Annotated in this window: 18 protein-coding genes; 5 read left to right on the top strand and 13 right to left on the bottom strand. The window is 61.8% G+C overall.

Going from position 1 to position 19,905, the window contains the following annotated elements; genetic code table 11:
• Positions 1–3: 3 nt before the first annotated feature.
• From ACOZJV_RS23735 to ACOZJV_RS23685, 11 genes are all read right to left on the bottom strand, one after another.
• Positions 4–333, bottom strand: coding sequence for a GlpM family protein (locus tag ACOZJV_RS23735; protein ID WP_178102975.1), 330 nt, complete (start codon positions 331–333; stop codon positions 4–6).
• 32 nt (positions 334–365) lie between these two features.
• The gene (locus ACOZJV_RS23730; RefSeq protein WP_078471938.1) at positions 366–1,691 is read right to left on the bottom strand and encodes a sigma-54-dependent transcriptional regulator; all 1,326 of its coding nucleotides are present in this window, start codon (positions 1,689–1,691) and stop codon (positions 366–368) included.
• Positions 1,688–3,589: a sensor histidine kinase gene (locus ACOZJV_RS23725; protein ID WP_421548641.1), complete on the bottom strand. Its 1,902-nt coding sequence runs from the start codon at positions 3,587–3,589 to the stop codon at positions 1,688–1,690. The genes ACOZJV_RS23730 and ACOZJV_RS23725 overlap by 4 nt, the downstream gene beginning before the upstream one ends.
• A 222-nt stretch (positions 3,590–3,811) precedes the next feature.
• Positions 3,812–4,546, bottom strand: a complete 735-nt coding sequence (locus ACOZJV_RS23720; RefSeq protein ID WP_020298565.1) for an amino acid ABC transporter ATP-binding protein — start codon at positions 4,544–4,546, stop codon at positions 3,812–3,814.
• A complete protein-coding gene (locus tag ACOZJV_RS23715) occupies positions 4,543–5,214 on the bottom strand; it encodes an amino acid ABC transporter permease (protein ID WP_078471936.1) in 672 nt (223 codons plus the stop codon). Before ACOZJV_RS23715 ends, ACOZJV_RS23720 begins: the two co-directional genes overlap by 4 nt.
• Positions 5,214–5,960, bottom strand: a complete 747-nt coding sequence (locus ACOZJV_RS23710) for an amino acid ABC transporter permease (protein WP_020298567.1) — start codon at positions 5,958–5,960, stop codon at positions 5,214–5,216. The genes ACOZJV_RS23715 and ACOZJV_RS23710 overlap by 1 nt, the downstream gene beginning before the upstream one ends.
• A 192-nt stretch (positions 5,961–6,152) precedes the next feature.
• On the bottom strand, positions 6,153–7,067 hold the full coding sequence (locus ACOZJV_RS23705; RefSeq protein WP_020298568.1) for a glutamate/aspartate ABC transporter substrate-binding protein: 915 nt from the start codon (positions 7,065–7,067) through the stop codon (positions 6,153–6,155).
• Positions 7,068–7,403: 336 nt separating this feature from the next.
• Entirely contained in the window at positions 7,404–8,942 is a 1,539-nt protein-coding gene (gene glpD / locus ACOZJV_RS23700; protein WP_421548640.1) for a glycerol-3-phosphate dehydrogenase, read from the bottom strand.
• 245 nt (positions 8,943–9,187) lie between these two features.
• Positions 9,188–9,943, bottom strand: coding sequence for a DeoR family transcriptional regulator (locus ACOZJV_RS23695; RefSeq protein WP_020298570.1), 756 nt, complete (start codon positions 9,941–9,943; stop codon positions 9,188–9,190).
• A gap of 89 nt (positions 9,944–10,032) precedes the next feature.
• Positions 10,033–11,544, bottom strand: a complete 1,512-nt coding sequence (gene glpK, locus ACOZJV_RS23690) for a glycerol kinase GlpK (protein ID WP_078471934.1) — start codon at positions 11,542–11,544, stop codon at positions 10,033–10,035.
• Positions 11,545–11,620: 76 nt separating this feature from the next.
• A complete protein-coding gene (locus ACOZJV_RS23685) occupies positions 11,621–12,472 on the bottom strand; it encodes an MIP/aquaporin family protein (RefSeq protein ID WP_020298572.1) in 852 nt (283 codons plus the stop codon).
• Positions 12,473–12,855: 383 nt separating this feature from the next.
• On the opposite strand from ACOZJV_RS23685, the gene ybaK reads away from it, so the two are divergent.
• Both ybaK and ACOZJV_RS23675 read left to right on the top strand, forming a co-directional pair.
• The gene (ybaK, locus tag ACOZJV_RS23680; RefSeq protein ID WP_020298573.1) at positions 12,856–13,326 is read left to right on the top strand and encodes a Cys-tRNA(Pro) deacylase; all 471 of its coding nucleotides are present in this window, start codon (positions 12,856–12,858) and stop codon (positions 13,324–13,326) included.
• A 124-nt stretch (positions 13,327–13,450) separates the two neighbouring features.
• Positions 13,451–14,239, top strand: a complete 789-nt coding sequence (locus tag ACOZJV_RS23675; RefSeq protein ID WP_421548639.1) for a PhzF family phenazine biosynthesis protein — start codon at positions 13,451–13,453, stop codon at positions 14,237–14,239.
• Between the two features lie 60 nt (positions 14,240–14,299).
• Here ACOZJV_RS23675 and ACOZJV_RS23670 read toward each other — a convergent pair whose 3' ends face one another.
• On the bottom strand, positions 14,300–15,409 hold the full coding sequence (locus ACOZJV_RS23670) for an ABC transporter ATP-binding protein (protein WP_078471932.1): 1,110 nt from the start codon (positions 15,407–15,409) through the stop codon (positions 14,300–14,302).
• Positions 15,406–16,326, bottom strand: a complete 921-nt coding sequence (gene argF, locus ACOZJV_RS23665; RefSeq protein ID WP_020298576.1) for an ornithine carbamoyltransferase — start codon at positions 16,324–16,326, stop codon at positions 15,406–15,408. The genes ACOZJV_RS23670 and argF overlap by 4 nt, the downstream gene beginning before the upstream one ends.
• Positions 16,327–16,741: 415 nt before the next feature.
• On the opposite strand from argF, the gene ACOZJV_RS23660 reads away from it, so the two are divergent.
• From ACOZJV_RS23660 to grxD, 3 genes are all read left to right on the top strand, one after another.
• Positions 16,742–17,032: a hypothetical protein gene (locus ACOZJV_RS23660; protein ID WP_421548638.1), complete on the top strand. Its 291-nt coding sequence runs from the start codon at positions 16,742–16,744 to the stop codon at positions 17,030–17,032.
• A gap of 132 nt (positions 17,033–17,164) precedes the next feature.
• A complete protein-coding gene (locus ACOZJV_RS23655) occupies positions 17,165–19,273 on the top strand; it encodes a molybdopterin oxidoreductase family protein (RefSeq protein WP_421548637.1) in 2,109 nt (702 codons plus the stop codon).
• Positions 19,274–19,369: 96 nt separating this feature from the next.
• Positions 19,370–19,711, top strand: a complete 342-nt coding sequence (grxD, locus tag ACOZJV_RS23650; RefSeq protein ID WP_020298579.1) for a Grx4 family monothiol glutaredoxin — start codon at positions 19,370–19,372, stop codon at positions 19,709–19,711.
• The last annotated feature ends 194 nt before the right edge of the window (positions 19,712–19,905 follow it).

Genomic DNA, 19,905 nt, shown 5'->3' with positions numbered 1-19,905 from the left:
AGGTCAGGCGTGCAGGCGGACCCAGACGCTGACCAGGACCGTCGCGGCCATCAGCCAGGCCACGGCGGCCACGGCCAGGGAGGCTTCGAGGCGCAGGCGGTCGACCATCACGTACAGCGTCGCCAGGTACACGAAGTACGGAATGATCGACCACATGCCAAAGACGATGGTGGTCTTCAGGTCTTCCACCGAACGGCCCTTGCCGACGATGTAATGGGCGATCAGGGCGAAGGTCGGAAACAGCGGCACCAACCCGGCGATGTAGTAATTCCGGGTTTTCGCCAGGGCGGCCAGGATCAGCACCACGCCAGCGCCTAGTGCAGCTTTGAGCAATAGATCCACAGGTATATCTCGCTTGGGTCGGGTTAGTGGCTCAGGCCGTACTTCTTGACCTTGTCGAACAGCGTGGTCTTGGCCATGCCCAGTTCCTGGCTGGCCTGGGTCAGGTTGCCGCCGCTGCGCTGCAAGGCATCGCCCAGCAGATTGCGCTCGAAGGCTTCCACCGCTTCGGCAAAGCCCAGGCCCTGGGCCGGGTGGCTGCCGGATTTCTTGAACACCGGCAGGCCCAGGGCGAAGCGCTCGGCGACGTTGCGCAGCTCACGCACGTTGCCCGGCCAGTCGTGGCTCATCAGGATCGATACGGTCTGGTTGTCCAGCTCCGGCACCGCGCGGTCGAAACGCAGCGACGACTGCTGCAAAAAGTGCTCGAACAACTGCAGGATGTCCTCGCGCCGCTCGCGCAAGGGCGGCAGCTCCAGGGTCACCACATTCAGCCGGTAATACAGGTCGCTGCGAAACTGGTTGGCGCGGCTCAACTCATCGAGGTCGGACTTGGTCGCGGCAATCACCCGGCAGTCCACGGCCACGCTCTGGTTCGAGCCCAGGCGTTCCAGGGTGCGCTCCTGCAAGACCCGCAGCAGCTTGATCTGCAGGTTGATCGGCATGCTTTCCACTTCGTCGAGGAACAGCGTGCCGTCATGGGCGTGCTCGATCTTGCCGATGCGTCGCTTGCCGGCGCCGGTGAAGGCGTTGGCTTCGTGGCCGAAGATCTCGCTTTCGAACAGGTTCTCCGGCAGGCCGCCGCAGTTCAGCGCGACGAACTGGTGAGCGTGACGTCGACTGAAGTCATGCAGGCAGCGCGCGACCAGTTCCTTGCCGGTGCCGGTCTCGCCTTCGATCAATACGTTGGCCGAGGTGTCGGCGACGTTGGCGATCAGCTCGCGCAGGTTCTGCATGGCCGGTGAGCGGCCGATGATCCGGCCTTCCAGGGAGTCGCGCTCGGCCAGCTGCCGGCGCAACGAGGACACTTCCCGAGCCAGGCCCCGCTGTTCCAGGGCGCGGCGCGCAACGTCCACCAGGCGCTCGGGGGAGAAGGGTTTTTCCATGAAGTCGTAGGCGCCTTTCTGCATCGCGCCCACCGCCATGGAGATATCGCCGTGCCCGGTGATGAGTACCACTGGCAAGCTGCGATCGCGCGCCTTGAGGCGGGTCAGCAGCTCCAGGCCGTCGATACCCGGCAGGCGGATATCACTGATCACGATGCCGGGAAAGTTCTCGCCGACCTGGGCCAGGGCGTCCTCGGCACTGCCGACGCCGATGCAGGGGATGTCCTCCAGGCCGAGGGCCTGTTGGCAGCCCAGCAGGACATGGGGGTCGTCTTCGACGATCAGCACGGTGAGGTCGTGGTTCATAGCGGCTCGGCTCGAGTGGGGCTTACCAGGGGCAAGCTGAGGACGAAGGCGGTGCCTCCGGTGGCCGGGTGCTCGACACCCAGATTGCCGCCGGTGGCCGCGGCCAGGCTGGCCGACAGGGTCAGGCCGAGGCCCAGGCCCTGTTCACCCGGCTTGGTGGTAAAGAAGGGTTCGAACAGGTGCTTGCGCGCCTCGGCGTCGATGCCGTGGCCGTTGTCACGCACCCGCAGGCGGTATTTATCGTCGACCTGTTCGCCTTCCAGCCACAGCTCGGGCGCCGGTTGCGCCTGCATGGCGTCCAGGGCATTGCCGATCAGGTTGACCAGAATCTGCTCCAGGCGCGTCTGGTCGATTTGTACCTGAACGTCGCTGAAGTGACGGCGCAGGGCCAGTGGCAGTGGTTCGATACGCGCGTTGAGCAGTTGCAGGGCCGCGTCCACCGCCTTGCCCAGGCTGGCTTCGCCCTGGTCGTCACCGCGCCGGGCGAAGGAGCGCAGGCTGGCGGTGATGCGGCCCATGCGATCGATCAATTCATTGATGGTCTTGAGGTTGGCGCTGGCGGTGTCCAGGGCTCCCCGTTCCAGGAAGCGCACGGTGTTGCCGGACAAGGTGCGCAGCGCCGCCAGCGGCTGGTTCAGTTCGTGAGCGATGCTGGTGGACATCTGGCCGATGGCCGCCAGCTTGCCGGCCTGCACCAGTTCGTCCTGGGCGCGGCGCAGGGTCTCTTCGGCCTGGCGTCGTTCGCGGATCTGACCCTTGAGCCGTTCGTTGCTGGCACGCAGGTCGGCGGTGCGTTCGGTAATCCGACGCTCCAGCTGATTGTTGGCTTCCTGCAGCGCTTCACGGGCGGCCAGGCGGGTGGCGATCACCTTGCGCCGTTCGTTCCAGGCGATCAGCAGGAACGCCACCAGGGCAAAGGCCACCGCCACCAGGATGCCCTGATTGATGGCTTCGCGGCGCAGGTCCTGCAACGGGGTGAGCAGGGTGAAATTCCACGGTGTGTCGCTCAGGGGCCGGGTCTGGGACAGGTAACTGATTTCCTGTTCGTCGGAGACCAGTTCGGTGTTGGCCGGGAAGGTCAGTTTTTCCACGCCCTCGGCCAGGCGTTCGCGGGCCAGGGGTTCCAGTTCGTTGAGCGGGAACCAGTAGTACTGCAGGCTGCGGGCCAGGCGCTCCTTGGTTTCATCGCTCAGGGGACGGACCGACTTGAGCCGCCGCGCCGGGTCGCTGGAGAGGATGATGATGCCGTTCTCGTCGCTGACAAAGGCTTCCAGGCGTGCTCGCTGCCAACGCTCTTCCAGGGCTTCGAGGCGGACCTTGACCACGGCCACGCCGATGATCTTGCCCTGGGCCTCCAGGCCATGGGCCAGGTAGTAGCCCGGCTCGCCGTTGGTGCTGCCGATGCCGTAGAAACGTCCGGGCTGGCCGCGCACGGCGTTCTGGAAATACGCGCGAAATGACAGGTCTTCACCCAGGTAGCTATCGACATCCCGCCAGTTGCTGGTGGCCAGCACCCGGCCAGTGGTGTCCATCACGTAGATCGCCCGACTGCGGCTGCGCCGGTTCAGGCCTTCGAGGTAATCATTGACCGTTTGCCGGTGTTCGGGCGTCGGGTCTTCCAGCAGCCGGGAAACGCTGGATTCCAGTTCCAGCAGGCTGGGCAGGTAGGTGTATTTGCTGATCTCGCTTTCGACGGCGCGGGCGTGCAGTTCCAGCTGCCGCTCGCCGTTTTCGCTGAGGCTGCGGACCCCGTTGTGCTCACTGATCCAAAAGCCGGCATACCCCAGGCCGATCATCAGCAAAATGATCAGTGGCGGCAGGAACAGTTGGCGAATCAGGCGAGGTTTCACGGCGAGTGATGGCGGCGCGGCGCGATAGAGAGTGGGGTCGCATTTCATCACAGATGCCTTGGGTCAACCAGCATGGCGAGGGGCCTGCTCTGGTTTCCAGTCGAGCGCGGAACCCGTGGCGAGGGAGCATGCTCCCGCTCGGCTGCGAAGCAGTCGTAAAACCGGTAATCGCGGTGTGTCAGGCACAGCGCGGTTGCAGGTCCTGGGGCCGCTGTGCGACCCCGCGGGGGCGAACTCCCTCGCCACACGGGCAAGGGAAGCGCCAAGGTTTCAGTGCTGCAGGATTTTCTCGAGGAAATGCTGCGCACGTTCGGAACGGGCACTGATGTCGCCGAAGAACTCTTCTTTCTGACAGTCTTCGATGATTTTGCCCTGGTCCATGAAGATCACCCGATCCGCCACTTTGCGGGCGAAGCCCATTTCGTGGGTGACGCACATCATGGTCATGCCTTCGTGGGCCAGTTGCACCATGACGTCGAGCACTTCGTTGACCATCTCCGGGTCCAGCGCCGAGGTCGGTTCGTCGAACAGCATGACCACCGGGTCCATCGCCAGCGCACGGGCAATCGCCACACGCTGCTGCTGGCCGCCGGAGAGTTGGCCGGGGTGTTTGTGGGCGTGGGCGGAAAGGCCGACGCGCTCAAGCAGTTGCAGGCCCTTCTTGGTGGCTTCTTCCTTGCTGCGGCCCAAGACCTTGATCTGCGCGATGGTCAGGTTTTCGGTGATGGTCAGGTGCGGGAACAGTTCGAAATGCTGGAACACCATGCCAACCCGCGAACGCAGTTTCGGCAGGTTGGTCTTCGGATCGGCAATGGAGGTGCCATCGACCACGATGTCGCCTTTCTGGAACGGTTCCAGGGCGTTGACGCATTTGATCAGCGTCGATTTTCCGGAACCGGACGGCCCGCACACCACGATCACTTCACCTTTCTTGACCTCGGTGCTGCAATCGGTCAGCACCTGGAAGTCCCCGTACCACTTGTTGATGTTCTTGATAGAGATCATACGGCAAACCTTTTTTGCAGACGCTTGACCAGCAGCGAGGCGGCAAAGCTGATTGTGAAGTACACGAGCCCTGCGAAAATCAGGAACTCATTGGAGCGACCGATGATGTCGCCGCTGGAGCGCGAGGCATTGAGGAAATCCACCAGGCCCACGGTGTACACCAGCGAGGTGTCCTGGAACAGGATGATGCTTTGTTGCAGCAGCAGCGGGGTCATCTTGCGAAAGGCCTGGGGCAGGATGATCAGGCGCATGGTCTGGCCATAGCCCATGCCCAATGCCTGGGCGGCGCCCATCTGGCCCTTGGGGATCGACTGCACGCCGGCACGGACGATTTCGCAGAAGTACGCCGCTTCGAACATCATGAACGCCACGATGCACGAGGTGAACGCGCCGATCGGGGTGTCTTCGCCGGTGATCCAGCGCAGCACGAACGGCACCGCCAGGTAAAACCAGGTGATCACCAGCAGCAGCGGGATCGAGCGGAAGTAGTTGACGTACGCACCGGCGATCCGCGATAGCAGTTTGCTGTCGGACAGGCGCATCAACGCCAGGATGGTACCCAGGATGATCCCGCCGACGACGCCGAGCACCATCAGTTGCAGGGTCATCAGCATGCCGTTCCACAGGCCGGGAATGGCCGGGACGATGCCACTGAAATCAAATTCCATTATTTACCCCCCACGGAGATCAGGCCGGGCACTGCGACTTTCTTCTCGACCAGGCGCATCAGCAACATCAGGCTCATGTTCAGGGTGAAGTAGATCAGGGTGGCCAGGGTGAAGGCTTCAAACAGGTTGGCGGAAAACTCGGCGGTCTGTTTGGTCTGCGCCAGCAATTCCATCAGGCCGATCAAGGACGCCACCGAGGAGTTCTTGAAGACGTTGAGGAATTCCGAGGTGAGCGGCGGAATAATAATCCGATAGGCCTGGGGCAGCAGCACGTTCCAGTAGATCTGCGGCAGCTTGAAGCCCATGGCGCGAGCGGCGGATTCCTGGCCCCGTGGCAGCGCCTGGATACCGGTACGCACTTGTTCGCAGACCCGGGCGGCGGTGAACAGGCCCAGGCACACGACCACGCTCAGGTACGCCGACGTCGTCGGGTTGAGGTCCTGTTTGTACCAGTCCTGGAGGTTTTGCGGCAGCAGGTCGGGTACCAGGAAGTACCAGATAAACAGCTGAACCAGCAGCGGTACGTTACGGAAGAGCTCCACGTAAACCGTGGCGATCCCCGATACCAGGCGATTCGGCACGGTACGCATGACCCCGAGCACCGAGCCCAGTGTCAGCGCGATGATCCAGGCCACCACGGCAATGGCGATGGTCCAGCCCAGGCCGGAAATGAACCAGTCGAGATAGGTCTCGCTGCCCACGCCGGTGGACTTGAAGAACACGCCCCAGTCCCAGTTGTAATTCATTAGGGTCTCCCCTCAGATCGATCGATGTACAAGCACCCGCTTGGGGAGAATCCTTTCCCGCCTGATGTTGAAGATCAGGCACACACGATCGGCTCGACAACCACCGGTTCGAGTGTTTCCAAAAAATGCCAGCAGGTAGTGACAGACTCCTGAAGGGGCGGGGCCCCTTCAGGATGTAAGGTTAGTCAGGAATCAGGACTTTTTGTCGTCAGCCGCTTTGTCGGTCGGGTTGGCGATCAGGGCCTTGAGCTCGTCGCTCATCGGGAACATCAGGTTCAGGCCTTTTGGCGGGATTGGCGATTGGAACCACTTGTCGTAGATCTTGTTGATCTCGCCCGACTTGTAGGTCGCCACGATGGCGTCGTCGACCGCCTTCTTGAACGGGGCATCGCCCTTGCGCACCATGCAGCCGTAGATTTCATAGGACTGCGCGGTACCGGTCACGGCCCAGTCGGTCGGCTTCTTGGCCTTGGCCATTTCACCGGCCAGCAGTGCGTCATCCATCATGAAGGCAACGGCGCGGCCGCTTTCCAGCATGTTGAAGGATTCACCGTGGTCCTTGGCGGAGATCACGTTCATGCCCATCTGCTTGTCGGCGTTCATCGACTTGAGGATGCGCTCGGAGGTGGTGCCGGCGGTGGTCACCACGTTCTTGCCCTTCAGATCAGGGAAGTCTTTGTAGGTGGAGTCTTTCTTGGCCAGCAGGCGGGTGCCGATTTCGAAGATGCCTACCGAGAAGTCAACTTGCTGCTGACGCTCGACGTTGTTGGTGGTGGAGCCGCACTCGACGTCCACGGTGCCGTTCTGCACCAGTGGGATACGGGTTTGCGAGGTGACCAGGTTGTACTTGACCTTGAGATCCGGCATGTCGAGGTCTTTCTTGATGGCTTCGACGATTTTCAGCTGGATGTCGTGGGAGTAGCCAACAGGAACGCCGGAAGCATCCGCGATGTAGGAAAACGGAATGGATGCGTCGCGATGTCCGAGGGTGATGGTGCCGGACTCTTTGATCTTCTTCAGTGTGCCGGTGAGTTCGGCTGCGAAAACTGGAGTGCTAATCAGAGCGGCAGCGATAGCTGCGCCCAACAGGTGGGGAACGATGCGCATCAATATTTCCTCGACATTTGTTTTTTTTATGAAGCCAGTTCGACGGCTCTTTTATACAGCGAATGCCTTGACGGCTCCTGATGTGTTGGCGATCAGGCATTCGTCGCAGAGTGTAGAGCATGAGTCGTGCCAGGCCAGGATAAAAGGATCAAGAGGCTGATTTAAAAGGGAATTAAATATCTATCCAGGGTTTCTGAAGCGGCGATTATCCGGTTATCCGAATCCGCGCGGGATGTTCGTTCGGAAAACCGAACATCCACCGTCTGGCTGACACCCCCTAACGCAAAACCCCCGGGCCGTGAGGCGCCGGGGGTTGGGGTGAAGCACTCGGGGAGATCAGGCCGCTTCGATCTTGCGGCGGTTCTGCTCGACCTGTTCCAGATAGTCCCGCAGCTTCTGCTGTTCGGCTGCGGTGGTGAACAGGCCGAGTTTGCTGCGCCGCCACAGGATGTCCTCGGCGTTGACTGCCCATTCCTCGCTGCACAGGTAGTCGACTTCACGAGTGTAGAGCCCGCCACCCAGGTGCTCGCCCATGTCGTTCAGGCCTTGCACACCTTCCAGCAGGCGCCAGGTGCGGCTGCCGTAGGTGGTGGCCCAGCGCAGGGCGATTTCCCCAGGGACCCAGTCGTACCGCTTGCGGATCGCCTCGCTCAGCGCCTGTGGGGTGCTCATGTCCTCGCCGCCCGGCAGGGTCGCCTGGGCCGTCCAGCTCGGGCGGATGTCCTTGAAATAGGGCGCCAGTTGAGCCAGTGCCGACTCGGCCAGTTTGCGGTAGGTGGTCAGCTTGCCGCCGAACACCGACAGCAACGGCGCCTCTTCAGCCGCGCCGGACAGGGCCAGGGTGTAGTCGCGGGTCACGGCCGAAGGGTTGTCGGACTCGTCATTGCACAGCGGGCGCACGCCGGAATAGGTGTGGACGATATCGCCGCGGCTCAGCTGTTTCTTGAAGTGGGCATTGACCACGTTAAGGATGTAATCCGTCTCGCCGTCGGTGATCGTCACTTTCGCCGGGTCGCCGGTGTATTCGCGGTCGGTGGTGCCGATCAGGGTGAAGTGATTCAGGTACGGGATGGTGAAGACGATGCGCTGATCTTCGTTCTGCAGGATGTGCGCATGTTCACCTTCGTAGAGCTTGGGCACGATCAGGTGGCTGCCCTGGATCAAGCGGATGCCGTAGGGCGAATCCAGCTTCAGGTCATCCTTGATGAACTTGGCGACCCACGGCCCGGCCGCATTGACCAGGGCCTTGGCGCGGATCGAGAACAGACTGCCGTCGGCGCGCTCCAAGTGCAGGTGCCACAGGCCCTTGCTGCGCCGGGCGCTGACGCAACGGGTCCGGGTGTGGACGTGGGCGCCTTTCTCCCGGGCAGCCATGGCGTTGAGCACCACCAGGCGCGCGTCATCGACCCAGCAGTCGGAGTATTCGAAACCCTTGGTGATTTGCGCTTTCAGCGGGCTGTCGGCACCGAACTTGAGGCTTTTGGAGCCGGCGAGTTTTTCTCGCTTGCCCAAGTGGTCATACAGAAACAGGCCGGCACGAATCATCCACGCCGGGCGCAGGTGCGGGCGGTGCGGCAGCACGAAACGCATCGGTTTGACGATGTGCGGCGCCTTGGCCAGCAGCACTTCGCGTTCGGCCAGGGCCTCGCGCACCAGGCGGAATTCGTAATGTTCGAGGTAGCGCAGGCCGCCGTGGATCAACTTGCTGCTGGCTGAAGAGGTGTGGCTGGCCAGGTCGTCCTTTTCGCAAAGGAACACGGACAGGCCGCGACCGGCGGCATCGGCAGCGATCCCGACTCCATTGATCCCGCCGCCAATCACGGCAACATCGTAGACCTCGGCAAGAGGGGGCGTGGGCAAGGTAGAAGTGGGCATCGGCGGGCCTCGGGTTTCTTTTAATATTTGAATTGATATTTGAATTCGAACATTAATGTTCATTTCCGAAAATACTAGCGCATAAAGTCGCCCACAGCCAGTCGCCTTCGATTGAAAAAACTGATCGAAGCGGGCTCAAAGGAAAATATACGAACATTGTTCGACGCTTTGAGGCGGTCGTGGAGACTGCTCAGGCGCAGGCGGAAAAAGCCAAGCCTGCTGTTGCAGGCTGCTTGGGGGAGGGGTTACACCACTTCGAGGCGGATCTTGTGCTGGCTGAGCAGTTGGGCGAGGGCCGGGACGGGCTGCTGATCGGTTACCAGGCAGTCGATCAGGCTGATCGGCCCCAGGCGGATCATGGCGTTGCGCCCGAACTTGCTGGAGTCGGCGGCCAGGATCACTTGCCGGGCGTTGGCGATGATCGCCTGGGAGACCCGTACTTCCTGGTAGTCGAAGTCCAGCAGGCTGCCGTCTTCATCGATGCCGCTGATGCCGACCAGGGCGAAGTCGACCTTGAACTGATTGATGAAGTCGACGCTGGCCTGGCCCACCACACCGCCGTCGCGGCGCACGGTGCCGCCGGTCAGCAGCACGTCAAAGTCGTCCTTGGCACTGAGCATGGAGGCGACGTGCAGGTTGTTGGTGATGATCTTCAGGTGGTTGTGGTTGAGCAGCGCCCGCGCAATGGACTCGGTAGTGGTACCGATATTGATGAACAGCGAGGCGTGGTCGGGAATTTGTGCGGCGATGGCTTCGCCGATGCGTTGTTTCTCATCGCGCATCTGATCGGCGCGCATGGCATAGGCGGTGTTTTCGACGCTGGAGTCGTAGGCGGCGCCGCCGTGATAGCGACGCAGCAGGTTCACTTCCGCCAATTGGTTGATATCGCGGCGGATGGTTTGCGGGGTAACAACGAACAGCTGAGCCATTTCCTCGATGCTGACGTAGCCGCGTTCGCGGACCAGTTCGAGGATTTGCTGCTGACGGGGAGGCAGATTCATGGGGCTTCCTTTGGGCTGCCGTGCAAAATTTGCCCATGATGCCGCAGGAATCTGCTCCCTACCAGTTACAACCGGACGCGAATCCGGCCTCAGGCCTGCTCAGCGCCTTCGTGGGGTTCCCAGTCGCGAGTGCGGCTGACGGCTTTTTTCCAGCCGGCGTAGAGTTTTTCCTTGGCGGCTTCGTCCAGGGCAGGTTCGAACTCGCGCTCGATCACGGCTTTGCCCCGCAACTCTTCCAGGCTGCCCCAGAAGCCACAAGCCAGGCCCGCCAGGTAGGCGGCGCCCAGTGCCGTGGTTTCGCGCATTTGCGGGCGCTCGACCTGGGTGCCGAGGATGTCGGCCTGGAACTGCATGAGGAAGTTGTTGGCCACCGCGCCACCGTCCACACGCAGGGCCTTGAGGCGTTCGCCGGAGTCCTGTTGCATGGCGTCGAGTACGTCGCGGGTCTGGTAGGCGATGGACTCCAGGGCCGCGCGAATGATGTGGTCAACCCGCACGCCCCGGGTCAGGCCGAACAGCGCGCCACGGGCATAGGGGTCCCAGTAGGGGGCGCCAAGGCCGGTGAAGGCCGGGACCAGGTACACGCCATTGCTGTCCTTGACCTTGTTGGCGAAGTATTCGGTGTCGTGGGCGTCGTTGATGATTTTCAACTCGTCCCGCAGCCACTGCACGGTGGAACCGCCGTTGAATACCGCGCCTTCCAGGGCGTATGCCACTTCACCCCGTGGGCCGCAGGCGATGGTGGTGAGCATGCCGTGCTTGGATTTGACCGCCTTGTCGCCGGTGTTCATCAGCAGGAAGCAGCCGGTGCCGTAGGTGTTTTTTGCCTGGCCCGGCTCGACGCACATCTGGCCGAACAGCGCCGCCTGCTGGTCGCCGGCAATACCGCCGATGGCAATACCGCTCTTGGTGCGGCCGTAGATTTCGGACGACGACTTCACTTCAGGCAGCATGGCCCGCGGGATATCCAGCACTTCCAGCATCTTGGCATCCCACTCCAGGGTGTGGATGTTGAAGAGCATGGTGCGTGAGGCGTTGGTGTAGTCGGTGACGTGGGTCTTGCCGCCGGTAAATTTCCAGATCAGCCAGCTGTCGATGGTGCCGAACAGCAGTTCGCCGTCACGGGCACGCTCACGGCTGCCTTCGACGTTGTCGAGGATCCACTTGAGCTTGGTACCGGAGAAGTACGGGTCGGTGACCAGGCCGGTGGTGTCGCTGATGTATTGCTCGTGGCCGTCGCGCTTGAGCTGCTGGCAGATCTCGGTGCTGCGTCGGCACTGCCAGACGATGGCGTTATAGATCGGGCGGCCGGTGTTCTTGTCCCAGACCACGGTGGTTTCGCGCTGGTTGGTGATGCCGATGGCAGCGACCTGGTCATGGTGCAGGCCAGCCTGGGCCAGGGCCTCGACCATCACTGCGCTCTGGGTGGCGAAGATTTCCATCGGGTCGTGTTCGACCCAGCCGGCTTGCGGATAATGCTGGGCGAATTCGCGCTGAGCGGTGCAGACCACATTGGCGTCACGGTCGAAAATGATCGCGCGCGAGCTGGTCGTACCCTGATCGAGGGCAATGATGTAGTTCTTATTCTGAATGTCGGTCATGTCGATTGCCTTGGACGAAATAAGGAAGTGAGGTGAGGCGCGAGATCGGTTTGGGCAGGATCTCGCGCCCGCGGTTTCAAGAAGTTCTTACTTTGCCGTCAGTGGCCGGTTCTGCGTCCTTTGTAGCAGCAATGGCGCTAGGCAGGTGACGGGCAATCAGCCCGCGATAGGCTGCTGCACCGAGGCAGGCACCGACGATCGGAGCAAAGATCGGTACCAGGAAGTATGGGATATCACGGCCGCCGGTGAAGGAGACTTCACCCCAGCCCATGAAGAAGGTCATCAGTTTCGGGCCGAAGTCCCGCGCCGGGTTCATCGCAAAGCCGGTCAGCGGGCCCATTGCGCTGCCGATCACGGCAATCAGCAAACCAATCAGCAAGGGCGCCATCGCACCCCGTGGCAGGCCGTTGTTGTCGTCGGTCAGGGACATGATCACCCCCATCAGGATGGCGGTGATCACCACTTCCACCAGGAACGCCTGGGCCGTCGACAGCGCCGGGTGCGGGTAGGTGGAGAACACCGACGCCAGCTCCAGGCTGGCCTGGGAGCCGCGAATCATCTGGTGGCTTTGTTCGAAATCGAAGAACAGGTTGCTGTAAAGCGTGTAGACCAGCAGCGCTGCGCAGAAGGCGCCGGCAACCTGGGCGAGGATATAGAACGGCAGTTTGCGCTTCTCGAAATCGGTAAACAGGCACAGCGCGATGCTGACGGCAGGGTTGAGGTGGGCCCCGGAAACCCCGGCCGTGAGGTAGATCGCCATGCTCACGCCGATCCCCCAGATAATGCTGATTTCCCACAGGCCGAAGCTGGCACCCGCCACCTTGAGCGCGGCAACACAACCCGTACCAAAGAAGATCAGCAGGGCGGTGCCCAGGAATTCGGCAGTGCATTGGCCGAAGAGCGTTGGTTGTTGTAAAGCAGTTGTCATTGAAAACCTCGTTTTTTGTTGTTGTCTGACGCTTGGGCTAAGGGTGCCAAGCGCGATTTTCACCACCATCAGGATCCCCATCCCAATAACGGCTTACTGCCGGTACACCATTCGATCTACAGCATGATATTCATAAACGAAAAAATATAGACAAGAAACACTGCTGTCAAAGGTCGAAAGTGAACCGGTAGTCATTTTGTAGTTATCAGTCAAGTGAATGTTCGTCACAAGGGCACTCTGGCCCCTGGGACAATCTGTCGCCCAACGCCCGGGAAAATCGTTTCGACCCGGGTTGGCGGGCCTCGGGGTAGAGCCTTTTGCCGATTGATGTCCTAGAATCCGAGGCCCATGTTTTTAGTCTTTGTCCCTCCCTTGGAGCTGCCATGACCCCTGCACTGGATCTGCTGAAAAAAGTTCGCGCCGAACATCGGGTGCACAGTTACGAACATGATCCCAAGGCAGCCTCCTATGGGCTGGAGGCAGCGGAAAAACTGGGCCTGGACCCGGCGCAGGTGTTCAAGACGCTGTTGGCCAGCAGTGAAAAGGGTGAATTGCTGGTGGCGGTGGTGCCGGTCGTCGGAAGTCTTGATCTCAAGGCCCTGGCCCAGGCCGCAGGGGTCAAGAAAGCCGAAATGGCAGACCCGGCGGCCGCGCAACGGGCGACTGGCTACCTGCTGGGGGGGATCAGCCCGCTGGGGCAGAAGAAGCGCTTGCGGACCTTTATCGACAACAGTGCCCAGCCGTTTGCGAGCATCTTTGTCAGCGCCGGGCGCCGTGGGTTGGAAGTCGAGCTGGCAGCGGCGGTGCTGGCGGAGCATACCCAGGCCAGGTTTGCCGATATCGGTCGCGCCTGAAGGCACTGGCGCTACGCCATGGGGAGAGGCCGGCGCTGTATGGTGAAAAATCCCCTGTTCTGTGGCTATCGCCCCCGGGGGGCGGGCCTCCATGCTGCGCGTCGCCTGTTCATGGAGAAGCCACATGCAATTCGAGTTTCATCAAGTCGACGCCTTCAGCGACCGCCCCTTCAGCGGCAACCCGGCCATGGTCTATCGCCTGGCGGCCTGGCCAGCCGATGTGCTGATGCAAAATATCGCCGCCGAACACAACCTGGCGGAAACCGCCTTTGTGGTGCGTGAAGACGCCGGTTGGCGCATTCGCTGGTTTACCCCGCTCACCGAAATCCCGCTGTGCGGGCATGCGACCCTGGCCAGTGCCCATGTGCTGTTCGAGGTGTATCAGGAGCCGGCGCAACGCATTGATTTCCTCAGCCGCTCCGGCCCCCTGAGCGTCACCCGCGACAGTGGGCGACTGTGGCTCGACTTTCCCCGTCGCCAGCCGGGCGAGGTCAGCGGGCTCGATCTGGCAGCCTTGACCCAGGCACTGGGGCGCGAGCCGGTGCAGGTGCTGGCGGCCAACGAGCTGTTGGTGGTGCTCGATTCGGAGCAGGCCGTGCGTGATTGCCAGCCGGATCTGGCCGCCCTGGCCAAACTGCCGTGGCCAGGGGTGATTGTCACCGCTGCGGGGCGTGAGCATGATTTTGTGTCGCGCTTTTTTGCGCCAGCGATTGGTATCAATGAAGACCCGGTGACCGGGTCGACCCATTGCTGCCTGATCCCGTATTGGGCCGAACGCCTGGGCAAGACCGAGCTTACGGCCTACCAATGCTCGCAACGGGGTGGGGAGTTGTTCTGTCGGCTGGAAGGGGAGCGGGTGAAGATTGGCGGCCACGCGACCCTGGTGGCCTGCGGCGAATTGTTGTTGGGCTGAGGGGCAATGTGCAGGCGCCGCCCGATGGCGGCGCCTGCATAGCGGCAAGCCGGTGTGCGGTCAGTGGGCCGTGCTGTAGCGACGGACCCCGGCTTCGACCTGGACCATCTGCGCCGCCGTGCTGCCGTTGGCCTGGAACAGCACCAGGTGCTCGGCTGCGACCCGAATGCCCACATCCGCCCCGACCTGGTGGTCGACGTGGCTCGGGAAGATCGACTCCAGCTGGCTGCCGGTGGGCAACTGCAGGCGGTACAGGGTCGATGCGCCGAGGAAGGTCTTGCCAACAATCCGCGCCTTGAGCGTGCTGTCCGGGGCGTAGACGATATCGTCCGGGCGCAGCAGGACATCCACCGCTCCCCCCACCGGCCAGGTATAGGCTCGATTGCCTCGCAGCATGCCGAGCTCGGTCTGCACCGATTCCGGGGTCGTGAGCTGCCCGCGAATAAAATAGCCCTGGCCGATAAAGCTCGCGACAAACGGGGTCAGCGGCTCGTGGTAGAGGTTGTAGGGCGTATCCCACTGCTCCAGGCGACCTTCCTTGAACACCCCGACGTGATCGCTGACGGCGAATGCTTCTTCCTGGTCATGGGTCACCAGAATCGCGCTGGTGCCACGGGCCTTGAGGATGTCGCGCACCTCATGGCTGAGCTTGCGGCGCAGCTCGCCGTCGAGGTTGGAGAAGGGCTCGTCGAGCAGCAGCAATTGCGGTTCCGGCGCCAGGGCTCGGGCCAGGGCCACGCGTTGCTGTTGGCCGCCAGACAGCTCGTGGGGGAAGCGCTTGCCGAGGTTCTTCAGGTTGACCAGCTCCAGCAACTCCTCGACCACTCGCTCTTTCTGCGGGTGCTTGCGGATGCCGAAGGCGATGTTGTCCGCCACGCACAGGTGTGGGAACAGGGCGTAGTCCTGGAACACCATGCCGATGCGACGACGTTCCGGGGCCAGGGTGAAACCGGCGCTGGAAATGGTCTCGCCGGCGAGCTGGATCTCGCCTTCGTGCACCGGTTCGAACCCGGCAATCGCACGCAGGGTGGTGGTCTTGCCGCAGCCGGACGAGCCGAGCAGGCAACCGATGTCACCGGCGTTCAGGTGCAGGTTGAGGTTCTGGACGACCCGTTGATCCTGGTAGCCGCAGGCGAGATTGCGCAGGTTTAGCAGTAATGGCTGGCTCATGCGTGGTGGTACGCCGGCTCGACCAGAAATTCGAGCAGGGCCTTTTGTGCGTGCAGGCGGTTTTCGGCCTGGTCCCAAGCCACTGAACGGGCATCGTCCAGCAGGTCGAGGCTGATTTCTTCACCGCGGTGCGCCGGCAGGCAATGCATGAACAGCACGTCCTCGGCCGCGAGGTCGAGCAGGGCGCGGTTGACCTGGAACGGGGCGAACAGCTTCAGGCGCTTGGCGGTTTCTTCTTCCTGGCCCATGGAGGTCCAGACGTCGGTGCTCACCAGGTGGGCGCCGCGCACGGCGTCTTTCGGATCGCGGACGATGGTCACGCGATCGCCGGCCTGGGCCAGGAAGTGCGGGTTGGGCTCGTAGCCTTCAGGGCAGGCGATGCGCAACTGGAAGTCGAACTGGATCGCCGCCTCTATATAGCTGTTGCACATGTTGTTGCCGTCGCCGATCCAGGCCACGGTCTTGCCCTGGATCGAGCCGCGGTGTTCGAGGAAGGTTTGCATGTCGGCCAGCAACTGGCAGGGATGCAGGTCATCGGACAGGCCGTTGATCACCGGCACGCGGGAGTTGGCCGCGAACTCGGTCAGGGTGCTATGGGCGAATGTACGGATCATCACCGCATCGAGCATGCGCGACATGACGATCGCGCAATCGCTGATGGGCTCGCCGCGACCCAGTTGGGTGTCGCGCGGGGACAGGAAGATGGCCTGGCCGCCGAGCTGGATCATGCCGGCTTCGAATGAAAGACGGGTACGGGTCGACGACTTCTCGAAAATCATTCCGAGCACGCGGTTTTTCAATGGCTCGAACAGTACGCCGCGGTTACGCAGGTCCTTCAGCTCGATGCCTCGACGAATCACGCTGACCAGCTCTTCGGGCGTGCAATCCATCAGGGAGAGAAAGTGCCTTGCGCTCATCATTAACTACCTTTTTGCAACAGACCGCAGATACTCAAAGCCTTGTTTATTTGAAAAACGGGCGAGACCTGCGGCGAAAGCCGCACGGGGCGACGAAATAGGGGAAGGCGCGATCTTATAATTAAATGTCGCGTCTTACCAATAGTGCTACGGCGTTTAGGGGATTTCAGAGAGGCTACGGTGCGAGTGCGGTAGCGCTTTTGAAGCCTGTTTCCTGACAGCAGCCGGCCATTTGTACACTGCCCCCACGCCGCTTGGCAATCAAGCAGGGCGGGCGCGGCGTGATCCCGGTCGTTTTCTGACCTGTCGGGCGAGGGGTTTTCCGGCAGCATTCACTGGGCCTGCACTCTGAAATATTTCCTAATGCAAAGTGCTGGAGTTATAACTGCGCAACAGCGACAGGGAAGTGTTGGCAATGCAGACAAAGGAACAACAACTGATGGCGCTGTTGGGGCTGACGGCACGGGCGTTGACGGACATGACGGCGTCCATGACCACCCTGTCGTTCGAGTTGCTGCGTAGCGAGGACGATGTCACACGCAATGCGGCGCGGCAGATGATCGATCGGATGATGAACATCAGTGCCGGCCTGGACGAGCAATGGCGCCTGCTGGCTGAGCTCGGCGGTCAGCAGGTCGAGCCGGACCCGCTGCTCAACGTGGCACAGATCACCGCCCAGGGCCCTCCCGGCTTGCCTTCCAACTGAGCGTCGGCGGTTATCGGCAGGCCTGATGCCCTGCGATTCACAGGACACCTCTCCCTGGCGCTGGGCACCCCGCAGCGCCATAGTTTTGTTTCCGCGGCCCGCTGGCTGCCCTGAATACAATAGAGACTGGCCATGACCAAGACTCTCCATCACCGTGCCTGCCATTTGTGTGAAGCCATCTGCGGCCTGACCATTGAAACCACCCAGGCCGAAGGCGCCGCGATCAGGATCACGTCGATCAAGGGCGACAAGGACGACAGCTTCAGTCGCGGCCATATCTGCCCCAAGGCAGTGGCCCTGCAAGACATCCAGGATGATCCTGATCGCCTGCGCCAGCCCATGCAGCGGGTGGGTGACCAGTGGCGGCCAATCGCGTGGGACGCGGCGTTTGCCCTGGTGGCCGAGCGCTTGGCGGCGATCCAGCAGCGCCACGGCAACAACGCCGTCGCCACCTATCAGGGCAATCCCAGCGTGCACAACTATGGGTTGATGACCCACAGCAACTACTTTCTCGGCCTGCTGAAAACCCGTAACCGTTTTTCCGCGACCTCGGTCGACCAATTGCCCCATCACCTGAGCAGTTACCTGATGTACGGCCACGGCCTGTTACTGCCGATTCCGGACATCGACCACACCGACTTCATGCTGATCCTGGGCGGCAACCCGTTGGCCTCCAACGGCAGCATCATGACCGTGCCGGATGTGGAGAAGCGCCTGAAGGCGATCCAGGCCCGAGGTGGCAAAGTGGTGGTGGTCGATCCGCGGCGCAGCGAAACCGCCGCCATCGCCGATCAGCACCTGTTCGTGCGCCCGGGAGGCGATGCCGCGCTGCTGTTCGGGATGTTGCATACCTTGTTCGATGAGGGCCTGACTCGCCCCAGCCATTTGCCGGTGGACGGCCTGGACCAGGTGCGCGAAACCATCGCCGGCTTCAGCGCCGAGGCCATGAGCCCGCTGTGCGCCGTGCCAGCCTTGCAGATCCGCCAGTTGGCGCGGGACTTTGCGGCCGCGGACAAAGCCGTGTGTTACGGGCGCATGGGGGTCTCGACCCAGGCGTTCGGCACCTTGTGCCATTGGCTGGTGCAATTGATCAACCTGGTCACTGGCAACCTCGATCGGGTTGGTGGTGCGCTGTGCACGGAGCCGGCGGTGGACCTGGTGGCATCGACCTCGGGCGGGCACTTCAACGTCTGGCAAAGCCGGGTTTCCGGACGGCCTGAATACGGTGGCGAGTTCCCGGTATCGGCACTGGCCGAGGAGATGCTGACCGAAGGTGAGGGCCAGGTCCGGGCGCTGATCACCATTGCCGGCAATCCGGTGCTGTCCACGCCCAATGGCCGGCAACTGGAGCAGGCGCTGGGCGGCCTGGAGTTCATGCTCAGCATCGATTTGTACATCAACGAAACCACGCGCTACGCGGACTTGATCCTGCCCTCCACATCGGCCCTGGAGAACGATCACTACGACACCACCTTCAATATGTTCGCGGTGCGCAATGTGAGCCGTTTCAACCAGGCCATTTTGCCCAAGCCCGAGGGTGCGCTGCATGACTGGGAGATCTTCGTCGGCCTGGCTCAGGCTTTTGCTACCCACAGCGGCCAGTCGCTCAAGCCCACCGTGGCGCCGGCGCAGATGATCGATCGGGGGCTGCGAGGCGGTTGCTACGGTGATGACTCGACGTACCAGCTTTCCCTGGCGACCCTGGCCCATCATCCTCATGGCATTGATCTGGGGGCGCTCAAGCCGAACCTGGCGCAGCGCCTGAAGACCGAGAACCAGCGGGTGCAAGCCGCCCCGGCGGCGATTCTGGCTGATCTGGAGCGTTTTGCCGCGTTGCAGGCGCCCCCGGTCGATGAATTGCTGATGATCGGGCGGCGCCACGTACGCAGTAATAATTCATGGATGCACAACTATCACCGGCTGGTGAAGGGCAAGCCGCGCCATCAGTTGCTGATGCACCCCGATGACCTGGCCAGTCGTGGTCTCAGCGACGGGCAACGAGTGCGGGTCAGCTCGCGGGTCGGGATGATTGAAGTTGAAGTGCTGGCCAGCAGCGAGATGATGCCGGGGGTGGTCAGCCTGCCTCACGGTTGGGGGCATGCGCGGCCTGGCGTGCACATGAGCATCGCCAGCGAGCAGCCGGGCTCCAGCGCCAACGACCTGACCGATGAGCGGCAACTCGACGAATTATCGGGGAATGCGGCGCTCAACGGCGTGCCGGTCAAGGTGCAGGCTGCTTGAGGTGTCTGTCGGGGAGACCGAGCATGGCGCTCGGCTTTCCGTTACAATGCGCCACCGTGCCGACAACAGAGTCGGAAAGTTCAGCCGAGGTGTTCCATGGATATCATCGAAACTATTAAAGAGCAGATTGCCAACAACACCATTCTGCTTTACATGAAAGGCTCGCCGAATGCCCCACAGTGTGGCTTCTCCGCGAAAGCCGCTCAGGCCGTAATGGGCTGTGGTGAGAAGTTCGCTTACGTGGACATCCTGCAGAACCCGGAAATCCGCGCCAACCTGCCGAAATACGCCAACTGGCCAACCTTCCCGCAACTGTGGGTGGGTGGTGAACTGGTCGGCGGCAGCGACATCATGGCCGAGATGTTCGCCAACGGTGAGCTGCAGACCCTGGTCAAGGAAGCTGCCGAAAAAGCCGCTGCGAACAAGACCGAAGCCTGATGCAGGTGCAGTAGCTTCTACGCTGCTGCAGGCCGTGAGGCCATCGAATAAAAGCCCCGCCATGCGGGGCTTTTGTTTTTGCGGTGATTGATAAGTGCGAAGTAATTAAAGGGTCGCATATCGTTATCAATCGCAACTACGGCTTATCTAAATAAGCCGCGCAATAAAAAGCCCCGCGCCTCGATTAAGAGGGC

Origin of the sequence: Pseudomonas sp. QD4, from assembly GCF_049199125.1 — a bacterium.
Lineage (GTDB): Bacteria > Pseudomonadota > Gammaproteobacteria > Pseudomonadales > Pseudomonadaceae > Aquipseudomonas.
Note: the sequence above shows the minus strand (reverse complement) of the source record. Positions and strands in the feature narration are given on the sequence as shown.

Coding starts and splice junctions, on each gene's coding strand:
- ACOZJV_RS23720 (WP_020298565.1), bottom strand. CDS start 4,546: ATGATCTCTATCAAGAACATCAACAAGTGGTACGGGGACTTCCAGGTG.
- ACOZJV_RS23715 (WP_078471936.1), bottom strand. CDS start 5,214: ATGGAATTTGATTTCAGTGGCATCGTCCCGGCCATTCCCGGCCTGTGG.
- ACOZJV_RS23660 (WP_421548638.1), top strand. CDS start 16,742: ATGCAGACAAAGGAACAACAACTGATGGCGCTGTTGGGGCTGACGGCA.
- ACOZJV_RS23675 (WP_421548639.1), top strand. CDS start 13,451: ATGCAATTCGAGTTTCATCAAGTCGACGCCTTCAGCGACCGCCCCTTC.
- ACOZJV_RS23705 (WP_020298568.1), bottom strand. CDS start 7,067: ATGCGCATCGTTCCCCACCTGTTGGGCGCAGCTATCGCTGCCGCTCTG.
- ybaK (WP_020298573.1), top strand. CDS start 12,856: ATGACCCCTGCACTGGATCTGCTGAAAAAAGTTCGCGCCGAACATCGG.
- ACOZJV_RS23685 (WP_020298572.1), bottom strand. CDS start 12,472: ATGACAACTGCTTTACAACAACCAACGCTCTTCGGCCAATGCACTGCC.
- argF (WP_020298576.1), bottom strand. CDS start 16,326: ATGAGCGCAAGGCACTTTCTCTCCCTGATGGATTGCACGCCCGAAGAG.
- ACOZJV_RS23695 (WP_020298570.1), bottom strand. CDS start 9,943: ATGAATCTGCCTCCCCGTCAGCAGCAAATCCTCGAACTGGTCCGCGAA.
- glpK (WP_078471934.1), bottom strand. CDS start 11,544: ATGACCGACATTCAGAATAAGAACTACATCATTGCCCTCGATCAGGGT.
- glpD (WP_421548640.1), bottom strand. CDS start 8,942: ATGCCCACTTCTACCTTGCCCACGCCCCCTCTTGCCGAGGTCTACGAT.
- grxD (WP_020298579.1), top strand. CDS start 19,370: ATGGATATCATCGAAACTATTAAAGAGCAGATTGCCAACAACACCATT.
- ACOZJV_RS23710 (WP_020298567.1), bottom strand. CDS start 5,960: ATGAATTACAACTGGGACTGGGGCGTGTTCTTCAAGTCCACCGGCGTG.
- ACOZJV_RS23725 (WP_421548641.1), bottom strand. CDS start 3,589: ATGAAATGCGACCCCACTCTCTATCGCGCCGCGCCGCCATCACTCGCC.
- ACOZJV_RS23655 (WP_421548637.1), top strand. CDS start 17,165: ATGACCAAGACTCTCCATCACCGTGCCTGCCATTTGTGTGAAGCCATC.
- ACOZJV_RS23730 (WP_078471938.1), bottom strand. CDS start 1,691: ATGAACCACGACCTCACCGTGCTGATCGTCGAAGACGACCCCCATGTC.
- ACOZJV_RS23670 (WP_078471932.1), bottom strand. CDS start 15,409: ATGAGCCAGCCATTACTGCTAAACCTGCGCAATCTCGCCTGCGGCTAC.